General features: G+C 68.3%; 13 protein-coding genes. 10 read left to right on the forward strand and 3 right to left on the reverse strand.

Features of this window, described 5'->3' with window-relative positions; all coding sequences use genetic code 11:
* Window positions 1-1,592: CocE/NonD family hydrolase (locus WU80_RS21935; RefSeq protein ID WP_055405210.1), on the reverse strand; the 1,592-nt coding region annotated here is incomplete at its 3' end.
* A gap of 61 nt (window positions 1,593-1,653) precedes the next feature.
* Between WU80_RS21935 and WU80_RS21940 the strand changes: the two genes are divergently transcribed.
* From WU80_RS21940 to WU80_RS21970, 7 genes are all read left to right on the forward strand, one after another.
* Entirely contained in the window at window positions 1,654-2,253 is a 600-nt protein-coding gene (locus WU80_RS21940; protein WP_055405211.1) for a TetR family transcriptional regulator, read from the forward strand.
* Between the two features lie 42 nt (window positions 2,254-2,295).
* The gene (locus WU80_RS21945; RefSeq protein ID WP_055405212.1) at window positions 2,296-2,988 is read left to right on the forward strand and encodes a M15 family metallopeptidase; all 693 of its coding nucleotides are present in this window, start codon (window positions 2,296-2,298) and stop codon (window positions 2,986-2,988) included.
* 55 nt (window positions 2,989-3,043) lie between these two features.
* Complete coding sequence (locus tag WU80_RS21950) at window positions 3,044-3,856, forward strand: class I SAM-dependent methyltransferase (protein ID WP_055405213.1); 813 nt, start codon at window positions 3,044-3,046, stop codon at window positions 3,854-3,856.
* Window positions 3,857-3,941: 85 nt separating this feature from the next.
* On the forward strand, window positions 3,942-5,519 hold the full coding sequence (locus WU80_RS21955) for a methylmalonyl-CoA mutase family protein (RefSeq protein WP_055405214.1): 1,578 nt from the start codon (window positions 3,942-3,944) through the stop codon (window positions 5,517-5,519).
* On the forward strand, window positions 5,519-5,941 hold the full coding sequence (locus WU80_RS21960; RefSeq protein WP_055405215.1) for a cobalamin-dependent protein: 423 nt from the start codon (window positions 5,519-5,521) through the stop codon (window positions 5,939-5,941). Before WU80_RS21955 ends, WU80_RS21960 begins: the two co-directional genes overlap by 1 nt.
* On the forward strand, window positions 5,926-6,882 hold the full coding sequence (locus WU80_RS21965) for an LLM class F420-dependent oxidoreductase (RefSeq protein ID WP_055405216.1): 957 nt from the start codon (window positions 5,926-5,928) through the stop codon (window positions 6,880-6,882). Before WU80_RS21960 ends, WU80_RS21965 begins: the two co-directional genes overlap by 16 nt.
* A complete protein-coding gene (locus WU80_RS21970; protein ID WP_082459984.1) occupies window positions 6,879-7,916 on the forward strand; it encodes a CaiB/BaiF CoA-transferase family protein in 1,038 nt (345 codons plus the stop codon). The genes WU80_RS21965 and WU80_RS21970 overlap by 4 nt, the downstream gene beginning before the upstream one ends.
* A gap of 53 nt (window positions 7,917-7,969) precedes the next feature.
* Here the strand turns inward: WU80_RS21970 and WU80_RS21975 are convergent, their stop codons facing one another.
* Window positions 7,970-8,284: a DUF4286 family protein gene (locus WU80_RS21975; protein ID WP_055405220.1), complete on the reverse strand. Its 315-nt coding sequence runs from the start codon at window positions 8,282-8,284 to the stop codon at window positions 7,970-7,972.
* Between the two features lie 23 nt (window positions 8,285-8,307).
* A complete protein-coding gene (locus WU80_RS21980; RefSeq protein WP_055405221.1) occupies window positions 8,308-8,643 on the reverse strand; it encodes a 2Fe-2S iron-sulfur cluster-binding protein in 336 nt (111 codons plus the stop codon).
* Between the two features lie 124 nt (window positions 8,644-8,767).
* Here WU80_RS21980 and WU80_RS21985 point away from each other — a divergent pair, with 124 nt between their 5' ends.
* Genes WU80_RS21985 through WU80_RS21995 form a run of 3 tightly spaced genes read left to right on the forward strand, consistent with a single transcriptional unit; the run spans window position 8,768 to window position 12,126 of the window.
* A complete protein-coding gene (locus tag WU80_RS21985; protein ID WP_055405218.1) occupies window positions 8,768-10,171 on the forward strand; it encodes a class I adenylate-forming enzyme family protein in 1,404 nt (467 codons plus the stop codon).
* Window positions 10,149-11,054 carry an acyl-CoA dehydrogenase family protein gene (locus WU80_RS21990; protein ID WP_055405222.1) on the forward strand — a complete coding sequence of 302 codons (906 nt, stop codon included), beginning with the start codon at window positions 10,149-10,151 and terminating at the stop codon, window positions 11,052-11,054. The genes WU80_RS21985 and WU80_RS21990 overlap by 23 nt, the downstream gene beginning before the upstream one ends.
* The gene (locus tag WU80_RS21995) at window positions 11,041-12,126 is read left to right on the forward strand and encodes an acyl-CoA dehydrogenase family protein (RefSeq protein ID WP_055405219.1); all 1,086 of its coding nucleotides are present in this window, start codon (window positions 11,041-11,043) and stop codon (window positions 12,124-12,126) included. The genes WU80_RS21990 and WU80_RS21995 overlap by 14 nt, the downstream gene beginning before the upstream one ends.
* Window positions 12,127-12,222 lie beyond the last annotated feature (96 nt).

The following is a 12,222-nucleotide window of genomic DNA, read 5'->3' on the forward strand; positions in this document are numbered from 1 at the left end:
CTGGTGAGCGTCACGCGGATGCGGTGACCCGCCTTGAACCGGCGGGCGTTGGGAACCAACGGGATTCGGTACTCGACGTCCTCGCCCAGCGGCACCGCCTGCGGGTTGCGACAGGGCAGCGCGGGCGCCCCGGGACGACTGGCCGCTTCGTCGACCTCGCGCAGGCTGGCGCGCAGCCAGCCCGCGGTCACGTCGGTCGACTCCCCGTCGGGGCCCACGTCATGCAGCGTCGCGATCCATGCGGTGTCGAGAGCGGTTGCCGACGCAACCAGCCGCAGCTCGATATCGCCCACCACGTCCAGGTCCGAAACCAGCGGGGCGCCGGTCCAGGCCAGCATCGGTGGCGGATCGATCTCGCTGGGCTTGACGCGGCCCAGACCCGAGCCGACAACCATGAATTCGCGTCCGCCCGGCTCGCCCTCGTCAGCATCGAGACCACCGTCGGCGCGCAGGGCCAGTTCGCGGTGGTCAGCTTGCGACGGCGGCCAGGAGTCCGCGGTTCGCCACTCGTCGGCGCCGGGCAGGAAGTATCGGATCGGCGGCCCGTCGGCGATTCCGGTGTCGCGGCCCTTCAGCCAATGGTCGTACCAGGCCAGCGCCTCGGTATGCATGCTCTCCCACGGCCAGGTCAGGCCGAACTCGCCGAGCATGCCCATCCGCACGCATGCGTTGTCCGACAGCCCCTTCCAGGCGGCGAAGGTCGACGGCAGGTGTAACGGCACGTTCTGCCAGTCGCACCCCAGGTAGACGGGGATGTCGATCTCCTTGAGCAGTGGCAACAGGTTTCGCTCTTCCCACCATTCGTCACGCGTGGGGTGCTTGACCGCCGCCTCCTGCCACAGTTCGTCCCACGGGTGCGGGTTGTGGGGCAGCCGAAGCAGCTGACGCAGCATGGTGACCGCCGCTTCGCCGTTCTTGGTCTCGAATTTCTTGTGCACGCCCGGGCTATTCAGGACGCGGCGCGCCAACCCGATTGGCTTGCTGTGCCAAAGCTTGTCGCTGCGGTCGGAGGTCAGGCCCATCATGGCGAGGAACGGGGTGACGAACGACGAACTCAGGAGCCCGTGGTGGTTAGCGCCCTCGTACAGGTCGGCCGTCACGGCAAGGGGGAAGATCGCCTTGAGGTGCGGCGGCCGCTCGACGGCGGCCTCGAGTTGGGTCATGGCGAAGTAGCTGATGCCGATCATGCCGACGTTGCCGTCGCACCACGGCTGAGCCGCGACCCACTCCACCAGGTCGTGCACGTCGCGCCGCTCCTGGGCGTCGAAGAAGTTGAAGGTGCCCTCGGAGCCGCAGGTGCCGCGCAGGTTGGCGATGACGTGCACGTAGCCGCGGGGCACCCAGAAGTCTGTCCTGCCGGCCTCGATGAATCCCGCCGGGGCGCCGAGGTCTTGCATCTGCCGCGGGTACGGCGAGGCGGCCAGCAGAGCCGGGAACCTGCCGTCGGCGTCCGGCCGGTGGACGTCGGCCAAAAGCGTTGTGCCATCCCGCATCGTGATCGCTTCGTTGATGTCGGTGCGCGTCGCGTACTGCGGCTCGCTGAGGTTGCGGTATTCCCGTCCGGTGGTCTGCGGGCCGTTGAGCGGAGCCATATTTTCACGCTACGTTGAAACTAGTCTCAACGCAAGATGAAATTTCGGCTATGGTGGGACGGTGGCGCGGCGATCGATCACCCCGGGTCCGCGTGACGAGCGCGGCGTCTTGGCGGCGCGCATCCTGGCCGCGGCTCGTGACGAATTCGCCGAACACGGCTGGGCCGGCACGGCCATTCGCGCGGTCGCCCGCACCGCGGACGTCGACCCGGCCCTGATCTACCACTACTTCGGCTCCAAGGAGGGGCTGCTCGACGCGGCCACCACGCCGCCGCAGAAGTGGCTCGACGCGGTGGCCGCGACGTGGGCGACGGCCAAAGCCGATCTCGGTCGGCAATTGATCCGCACCGTGCTGGACACCTGGACCGATGAGGAGGTGGGTCCGATCTTGCGCGCGGTGGTGCTGACCGCCGCGCACGAAGACAAGACGCGGGAGAAGCTGCGGCTGATCGTGGAGCGCGGTCTGATCGGCGGTTCCACCCTGGGCGCCGACGAGGACGAACGGCTGCGGCGCAGCGGCCTGATCGCCACCCAGCTGATCGGCTTCGCGTTGCTGCGCTACGTCTGGAAGATCGAGCCGATCGCATCGATGCCCGACGACCAAGTGGTCGCCGCCGTGGGGCCCAACCTGCAGCGCTACGTCGACGGCGACATTGGGTAACGGCTAACGCAATTCGGGAGGGCCAACCGGGACAATGGCCGGATGCGTGTTTTGCGCGCGGTCCTTGCGCTTGCGGTCGCCACGGCCGCGATTCCCGGGGTTACGGCCCAGGCGGGTCCCGAGGTTCCGCCCGTGAGCGATGCGGCGCGCGCGGCCGGATTCGTCGACGTCCGCAGCGTCGTTCCCGACGCCATCATCGACCTGCGCTACGCGACGACCAACAATTTCACCCACACGCAGCTGTACCCCTCCGACGCGCGATGCCTGGTGCATCAATCCTTGGCGCCGGGGCTGGCGGCGGCCGCGTCGGCGCTGCGCCCCCAGGGGCACGTCCTGGTGTTCTGGGACTGCTACCGGCCGCACGACGTGCAGGTCAAGATGTTCAACGCCGTTCCCAACCCGGCGTGGGTCGCGCGGCCCGGCCCGTACGCGCGCAGTCACGAGTCGGGGCGCTCGGTGGACGTCACTTTCACCACGACGCAGCAGCCCTGCGCGTCCGGGCAACACGCGGACGGACTATGCCTGGCCGACATGGGCACCGACTTCGACGACTTTTCCTCCCGCGCAAACGCTTTCGCCACCCAGGGGGTCAGCGCCGAAGCCCAGGCGAACCGGGCCGCGCTGCGGAACGCCATGAAATACGGCGGGTTGGCGCCGTACTCGGGGGAGTGGTGGCACTTCGACGGCCCGGGCGCCGGGGTCGACGTGCCGATCCTCGACGTGCCCGTGGACTGATCTCACATATCGAGACGGCAGTTTCATATTATGGATTAGTCGGTACGCTCCAGGAATGACCGACGAGCGCGGAGCCACCTACACGCATGGCCACCACGAGTCGGTGCTCCGCAGCCACCAGCGGCGCACCGTGCAGGACTCGGCCGCCTACCTGCTGCCCCACCTGAAGCCCGGCTTGTCCGTGCTGGACATCGGGTGCGGGCCCGGGACGATCACCGCCGACCTCGCCGCCCTCGTCGCGCCCGGCCCCGTCACGGCTGTCGACCAGGCGGCCGACGTCCTGGGGGTGGCCCGCGGCGAGATCGAGCGACGAGGCCTGTCGAACGTGTCGTTCGCGACCGCCGATGTGCACCGGCTCGACTTTGCCGACGGCACGTTCGACGTCGTGCACGCGCATCAGGTGCTGCAACACGTTGCCGATCCGGTGATGGCCCTGCGTGAGATGAGAAGGGTGTGCGCGCCCGGGGGCGTGGTGGCCGCGCGGGACGCCGACTACGCGGGATTCATCTGGTTTCCGCAGCTGCCGGCGCTCGATCTGTGGCGCGATCTCTACGAACGGGCCGCCCGTGCGAACGGCGGCGAGCCCGATGCGGGCCGGCGGCTGCTGTCCTGGGCCCAGCGGGCGGGCTTCGACGACGTCACGCCGTCGGGCAGTGTGTGGTGCTACGCGACCCCCAGCACGCGTGAGTGGTGGGGCGAGATGTGGGCGGACCGGATACTGCACTCGCGGATCTCGAGCGACCTGCTGAGCCTGGGTCTGGCCACGCCGGCGCAGCTCGACGAGATCTCCGCGGCGTGGCGCGCCTGGGCCGCCGCCGCCGACGGCTGGATCGCCCTCCCGCACGGCGAAATCCTCTGCCGGGTTTAGCCGATCGCGGCCCGGCCGGACGTGTTTGGCCAGGTCAGGTATGTGGTATTGGCATTCTCTTTTTTTGCAAGTACGTTATTCATCGATGGATAACGCTGCCCAGACACCATCCGGCATTCCACTTGCGCCGGTGTACGGCCCAGGGGACATCACGGCGCCTCCTCCGGCGCCGGGGGAATTCCCGTTCACCCGGGGTAACTTCGCGTCCGGCTACCGCGGCAAGCTCTGGACGCTGCGCCAGTATTCGGGCTTCGGCACCGCCGAGGAATCCAATCGTCGCTACCGCTACCTGCTCGAGCAAGGCGGGACGGGGCTGTCGGTGGCGCTGGACCTGCCGACCCAGTGCGGCTACGACTCCGACGATCCCGAGTTCGGCGAGGAGGTCGGCCGGGTCGGCGTCGCGGTGGACACCCTGGCCGACTTCGAGATCCTGTTCGACGGCATCCCGCTGGACAAGCTCAGCACGAGCATGACGATCAACGGGACGGCGGCCATCCTGCTGGCGTTCTACGTCGCCGCCGCGGAGAAGAAGGGGGTGCCGCGGGCGAAGCTGACGGGCACCATCCAGAACGACATCCTCAAGGAGTACGCCTCCCGGGGAACCTGGATCTGGCCGCCGGAGCCGTCGCTGCGGCTGATCGCCGACACGATCGAGTTCTGCGCGGCCGAGGTGCCACGCTTCAACGCGATTTCGGTGGCGGGCGCGCATTTTCGCGACGCGGGCGCCAACGCGGTGCAGGAGATGGCGTTCACCCTCGCCGACGGGGTGACGTATTGCGACACCGTGGTGGAGCGGGGTCGGATGACGATCGACCAGTTCGCCCCACAGATCTCCTTCTTCTTCTACACCCACGGCGACTTCTTCGAAGAGATCGCCAAATACCGTGCGGGGCGGCGTCGTTGGGCAACGATCGTGCGGGAGCGTTACGGGGCGACCACGGACAAGGCATCGATGTTCCGCTTCGGTTGCGTGTGCGGCGGCGCGTCGCTGTACGCGCCGCAGGCGCACAACAACGTCGTCCGGGTCGCGTACGAGGCGATGGCCGCGGTCTTGGGCGGTGTGCAGTCGATGTTCACCGCCGCGTGGGACGAACCGTTCGCCCTGCCCACCGAAGAAACCACAACACTGGCGCTGCGCACTCAGCAGATCCTCGCCTATGAGACGGGCGTCGCCAGCGTCGCCGACCCCCTGGGGGGCTCCTACTTCGTCGAGTCACTGACCGACGCGACAGAAGCCCGGATCGTGGAGATCATGGACGACCTGGAACGACACGGCGGCATGGTCCACGCCATCGAGGACGGCTACCTGCAGGGCCTGATCGCCGACGAGGCCTACCGCGCGCATCAGGACATCGAGGGTGGGACCCGGCCCGTCGTCGGAGTCAACCGGTTCGTGACCGACGAGCCGGAACCCGATGTCGTGACCTACGAACTGGACGCGGAGGGCCGCGACCTTCAGCTCAAGCGCCTCTCCAAGGTGAAGGCCGAAAGGGATCCGGCCGCAGTGCAATCCAGTTTGACGGCGCTGTCGCGCGCCGCCGAAGGAGACGACAATCTGATGCACAAGCTGATCGACTGCGCCAATGCCTATTGCACGGTCGGCGAAATGGTCGCCGCGCTCAAGGCGGTGTGGGGCGAGTTCCAGCAACCGGTGGTGTTCTAGTGGCGGCCCGGATTCTCGTCGCCAAGCCCGGCCTGGACGGTCACGACCGCGGCGCCAAGATCGTCGCCCGCACCCTGCGCGACGCCGGTTTCGAGGTGATCTACACCGGCATCCGGCAGCGCATCGAGGACATCGCCTCGATCGCCGTCCAGGAGGACGTCGCGGTCGTGGGTTTGAGCATCCTGTCCGGTGCGCACCTGGCGCTCACCGCCCGCACCATCGAGGCGCTGCGGGCCGCCGACGCCGCCGACATCGCCGTCGTCGTCGGGGGAACGATCCCGCACGCCGACGTGCCCAAGCTGCTGTCCGCCGGCGCCGCCGCGGTATTCCCCACCGGCACGGCGCTCGACGTGCTGGTGCGGGAAATCCGCACGCTGACCGGCACCCCCGAACCCGTGGAGGAACAGTGCGCGTCGGAGTGATGATCGGCGCCGAGCGCGGCGACATGGCCCGCAAGGTGGACAGGCTGGCCTCGGACATCGGATGGGCCGAGGCCGCGGGACTGGACACCGCGTGGATGCCGCAGGTGCCCAACGACTTCGACTGCCTGACCATGGTTTCGCTGATGGCCGCGCACAGCTCGCGCATCGAGCTGGGCACGGCGGTGGTGCCGCTGCAGGCCCAGCATCCGATCGCCCTTGCCCGCCAGGCGCTCTCGACGCATGCCGTGGCGGGTGGACGGTTGGCGTTGGGCGTGGGGCCGTCGCACCACTGGATCATCCGCGACATGCTCGGCCTGCCCTACGAGAAGCCGGCCGCCTACACTCGCGACTACCTGCAGGTGCTCAACGCCGCTATTGCCGGGCCGGGACCGGTTGACGTCGAAAATGATTCGTTCACCGTGCACAATCCGCTGGTGATCGGCGCCGATACTCCGATGCCGGTGCTGCTCGCCGCGCTGGGGCCGGTGATGCTGCAGATCGCCGGCGAGCTCGCCGACGGCACCGTGCTGTGGATGGCCGACGAGCGGGCGATCGGTGACCACATCGCGCCGAAGATCACCAAAGCCGCCGCCGACGCCGGGCGGCCCGCGCCGCGGATCGTCGCCGGCATCCCGGTATGCCTTTGTGCGCCGGCACAAGTCGACGAGGCGAAGGAGCGGGCCAACCGCATCCTGGGTGAGGCCGAGGTGTCGCCGAACTACCAGCGGCTGCTGGACCGCGGCGATGCCCGCGATGTCGGGGACCTGTGCGCGGCCGGTGACGAGCAGGCCATCCTGACCCGGATGCGCCGTTTCGCCGAGGCCGGCGTGACCGACCTGTCGGTGCGGCTGCTGCCCATCGGGGACAACCGCGAGGAGCTGATTGCCTCCAAGCGCCGCACCCGCGAGATGATCGCCGCGCTCGCAACGGATTTGCGGTGACGTCTACCGGACCTTTAACGGGGATACGCATCCTCGAGGTCGGCACGATGCTGGCCGGCCCGTACGCGACCATGCTGCTCGCGGACCTGGGCGCCGAGGTCATCAAGATCGAACCGCGCGGTGGCGAGATCTCCCGCGGTGTCGGGGACACCTACTTCGCCAGCCTCAACCGCAACAAGTCGAGCATCTGCCTGGACCTGAACTCGGATGCGGGTCAGCAACGCCTGGGTGAGCTGGTCGCCGAATCGCATGCGCTGCTGGTCAATTTGAAGCCGTCGGCGATCCGCCGTCTCGGGTTGACCTATGAGACGCTGCGACGGCACAACGAGCGGATCGTGTGCGTGGCGATTACGGGCTTCGGCCTGTACGGCGGCGACGATCCCGCCTTCGACTATGTGGTGCAGGCCGGCGTGGGCACCGCCGCCCTGACGGGTGACCCGGACGGCCCCCCGACCCTGCCGGGTTACTCGTCGGCCGACAACTCCACCGGGATGACCGCGGCGCTGGGGCTGTTGGCCAAGGTCATCTCCGGAACCGGCGGCCAAGTCGACGTCTCGCTGCGCGACGTCATGCTCTCGCAGCTGAACTATCACGCCTCCGCGTATCTCAACAGCGGGGTCCGGCCACAGCGGCGGCCCCACGGGGCGCACTCCTACTACGTTCCGGCCCAACTCTTTCCGACCGCCGACGGGTATCTGGCGCTGTTCATCACGCACGACGGCTTTTGGAAGTCGTTCGCCGCCGAAGCGGGCATCGGGGGTTTCGAGACGATGGCCGAGCGAGTGGCCCGCCGCGACGAGGTGCTGGCCGTCGTCACGGCGATGCTGGCCACCGACAGCGCAGCCGGCTGGGAGCGGCGGCTGCGCCCACTCGGGGTGCCTGCGGCGGCGGTCAGAACGCTGCCCGAGGCGCTCGATGCGACGCCGGAAGTCGTTGTGACCGCAGGGGATTTCCGCCTCGTCGGGAGCCCCATCCACGTCTCGGGCTACGAGCCGCAATACCGGCCGCCGCCGGAATTGAGCGAGGACGCGTAGTCGGCCGAATCTGCGGCTGGCCGCACACTCGGCGTCATCGACGTTCATCGGGGTCAGCGGCTCCGCTCGCTGGTCGTCTCGAACAGTTTTGGGATGGGCGCGGGATCCAGCAGCAGGGCGTCGGACATGTTCAGCTGTCCGGCGTTGGCGGTCATGTTGTCCAAGATGGCCTGCAGATCGTCGCCTTCGAGTTCGTAGATGGCCACATAGGGGCCCTGCCCATCAACGGGGCGCAGCCGTCGCGCCGCGACGATTCCATCGAGCGCCAGCAGTTGGGGTATGTGGACGTCGTCGTACCAGGTGTTGTATTCCTGTTCGCGTTCGGGCGAACTAGGCCGACTTTCGACGTACATGATTCCCTTGGCCATCGCCGCCACCTCTCCTCGGGCCGCTACTCGTAGCGCACCGTGACCGACTCCGTATCCGGCACGCCCTGGCACGTCAAAATGTAGCCCTCGGCGACCTCGTCATCGTCCAGAGCGTCGTTAACCCGCATGGTCGCGTGGCCCTCCTCGAGCTTGGCCATGCACGTGCCGCAGTTACCGGCCTCGCAACTGAACGGCGGTTCCAGGCCGGCCCGCCGCGCGCTCTGCAAGAGCGTCTCGCCGGGGACCAGCGGCACCGAGACCTTCTTGCGGTCCATGTGGATGGTCACCGTGCCCGCGCCGGAGCCGTTTGACGGATTTGTCACCCGTGGGGTCTCCTCGATGCTTCGGGTGACTGTCACCTCGACCGCCCCCTCCCGTACTTGCATTCTTCACTATAGAGAATACTATTCTCACAGAGCGATAGGATCTTCTCAAGCTTGTGGGGATGTCAGGTCAGCCCGGCCTGTCAGGGAAGGACGGGACGTGACCGAGCCGGCTGCGGTCGTGTTCGAGGAGCGGCGTTTCAGCCTGGCCCAGCTCGACGCGCTGGCCGACGGCTGGGCCGCAACCCTGGCCAAGAACGGTGTCGCGGCAGGTCAGCGGGTCGCGGTGATGGCGTCCAACCGTCCGGAATTCGTCGCGGCCGTGCTGGCAATCTGGCGGCTGGCCGCCACGGCGGTGCTGCTGAGCCCGGCCTGGAAGCGCGACGAGGTGGACCACGCGCTCGCAATCACCGAACCGGCGCACGCCGTCGGGGACCATCCGGTGCTGGCCGGTGTCATGCCGATGCTGGACCTCGACGAGCCGGTCGCCCCCGGCGAGCCGACGAGCGCCGTACCGCCGCAAGCCTCCGACGCGGTGCTGGTGTTCAGTTCCGGCACCACCGGGTTGCCCAAGGCCGTCCGGCACACCCACGCGGCGCTCGACGAGGCCGTGCGGCACTGGCGGGATGCGTTGCAGCTGACGCGGCGCGACCGCATCCAGATCGCCACGCCGCCGTCGCACATCCTCGGCCTGCTCAACATCCTCACGGCCCTGCGCAGCGGGGCCCGCGTGCGGCTACATTCCCGGTTCGACATCGAACGGATGCTGCATCACATCGAAAACGACGGCATCACCGTCGAAATGGCGGTCGCGCCTATTGCCCTGGCCATCGCCTCGCATCCCAGGCTCGAGTCCTACGACCTGTCCTCGCTGCGCTACATCATGTGGGGCGCCACCCCCGTGAGCGCCGACGTCGCGCGAACCGTGACGCGGCGAACCGGCGTGGGCTGGGTACCGGCCTACGGGACTACGGAACTGCCTGTCATCGCGTGCAATCCGATCGAGGGCGCACGCCTGGATTCCGTTGGGCGGCCAGTGCCGGGCGTGGACGTGCGGGTGGTCTCGCTGGAGACGGGCGAGCCCGTCTGCCCGGGGGAGGTCGGGGAGATTCAGGCGCGGTCCGCGTCGCTGATGGCCGGTTACCTGCCGGCGGAAGCGACCGCCGAGGTGATCGACGACGGCTGGTACCGCACCGGCGACGTCGGCTGGATCGACACCGGCGGCTGGCTGCGCATCACCGACCGCCACAAAGAGATGATCAAGGTGCGCGGCTTTCAGGTCGCGCCCGCCGAAATCGAGACGGTGTTGCACGGCCACCCGGCCGTCAAAGACTGCGCGGTGTTCGGTGTGCCCGACGGGCTCAACGGGGAAGCGGTGGTTGCGGCGGTCGCGACGTGCGCGCCCGTCGATGCCGGCGAACTCACCGCCCGGGTGGATCAGCGCCTGGCTTCCTACAAACACCTCAGCCGGGTGGTCTTCGTGCCCGACATTCCGCGCCTGCCCTCGGGCAAGGTACTGCGCCGAGTGCTGAAGGAGCGCTATGGATGTACGTCTGACAGCTGAACAACAGCAATTGCGCGACGCCGCCGCCAAGTTCGCCGACGACCTGGGGCCCTCGGCGGTCCAGGATCTCGACGACCGGGGCCGAATTACGCGTCTGGACAAGCAGATTGCCGGGACGGGCTGGCGGTCGCTGCGCTCCGACGGGGCGTCGGGCGTCGAAGTGGCCATCGTCGCCGAGGAATTCGGGCGCCGACTGGTCGACACGCCATTTCTTGGTCCGGTGCTCGCCGACGACCTGGCCCGCCACGTCGGCGCCGACGGCGCGGGCGCGACAATCGCGGTCGACGGTCGCGCCATCGACGCGCGGGGCGTCCAGCGAGCCGTTTGCCTTGCCGATGGCAAGGTGCTCGCCGCCGAGGTTCAGGACTTGATCGATGGTGTGGACCTGACCCGAAGCGACGCCACGATCGCGGGAACGGCGGCGGCGCTGGGCGAAGTGTCCGGCGACGTCGCGGCGCGATGGCGAGCGCTCGCGCTGGTCGCCACGACGGCGGACCTGGTGGGTGTCGCCCGGGGCGCGCACGCCGTCGCGGTCGACTACGCCAAGATCCGCGAGCAATACGGCAAGCAGATCGGGTCATATCAGGCCGTCGCTCATCTGCTGGCCGAAAGCCTTGCGCTGATTGAAGGTTCGATCAGCGTGTCCCGGCACGCCGCGTGGGCGGTCGACGAGCTGCCATCCGCCGACGCCGTCCGTGCCGCGCAGGTGGCCAAGGTCTACTGCGCGCGCGCCGCCCGCACCGTCTGCGAGACGGCCATTCAGGTGCACGGCGGGATCGGCAACACCTGGGACTGCCTGGTGCATGTCTACCTGCGCCGCGCCCTGATCTCGACGGAGCTGTGGCCCGTCGCGTTGAAGGAGATTGATCTTGGACTTTCGTGACTCACCAACCGAAGCCGCCTTCCGGGAGCGACTGCGGTCCTGGCTTGCCGTGCACGCGAAGGAATTTTCCGGGTCCGGCGACGAGTACTGGGCCCGTCAGGCCGAATGGCACCGGGCCCTGTACCGCGAGGGCTTCTTCGGACTCTCGTTTCCCCGGGCGTACGGCGGGCAGGAGTTGCCTCCGGTCTACGACGTCATCGTGGACGAGGAACTCGCCCGTTCCGGCGCCCCGCCGCGCCCCAGTGTGGGCTATCTGATCTACGGGATCGGCCGGCACGCCAATGACGAAGTGCGCCAACGGTTCCTGCCGGGCATCATCGACGGAACGGAGCGCTGGTGCCAGGGCTTCAGCGAGCCCGGCGCCGGGTCGGACCTGGCTTCGCTGACCACGACCGCGCGCCTGGAGGGCGACACCTACGTGGTTAACGGGCACAAGATCTGGACCAGTTATTCCGATGTCGCGGACTGGTGCCTGCTGCTGGCCCGCACCGATCCCGACGCCAAGCGGCACCGCGGCCTGTCGGCCTTCGTGCTCCAGATGAAACAGCCTGGGGTGCAACAGCGTCCGCTGCGCATGATCAACGGCGTGACCAACGAATTCGGTCAGGTGTTCTTCGACGACGCGAAGATACCGGCCGATCGGATGGTCGGCGCGCCTGGTGATGGCTGGGCGGTAGCCATGACCGTCGTCGGCCACGAACGCGAACCCTCGACGCTCGGTTACGCCGCCCGCTACGGCAAGCTGGTGCGAAGCCTGTACGCCCGCAACGATGGACCGGTGTCCGAAGAGCTCGCGTGGGCCGCGGTCGAGTCGGAGATGCTGACCCATCATGTCCGGCGGAGGCTGTCCGAACAGCTGGACGGAGTTTCGCACGGGCCCGAAGGCTCGCTCGACAAGCTGCTGATGACCTGGGTCGAGCAATCGGTCGGGCACGCCGTCCTGGCGGTCACCGGGACCCGCGATCCGGACTTGCTCAGCGCCTACCTGTACAGCCGGGCGCAGAGCGTGATGGGCGGGACATCACAGATACAGAAGAACATCATCGCTTCACGGATCTTGGGATTGTCGTGAGCGCGAGCGCGGGCGGAGCCCGGGTGAAGCGGGTCACGAATATAGACGGAGTGATCGCGAACGCGGGCGGAGCCCGGGTGAAGCGGGTCACGAATA

Origin of the sequence: Mycobacterium sp. UM_11, from assembly GCF_001414075.1 — a bacterium.
Taxonomy (GTDB): domain Bacteria; phylum Actinomycetota; class Actinomycetes; order Mycobacteriales; family Mycobacteriaceae; genus Mycobacterium.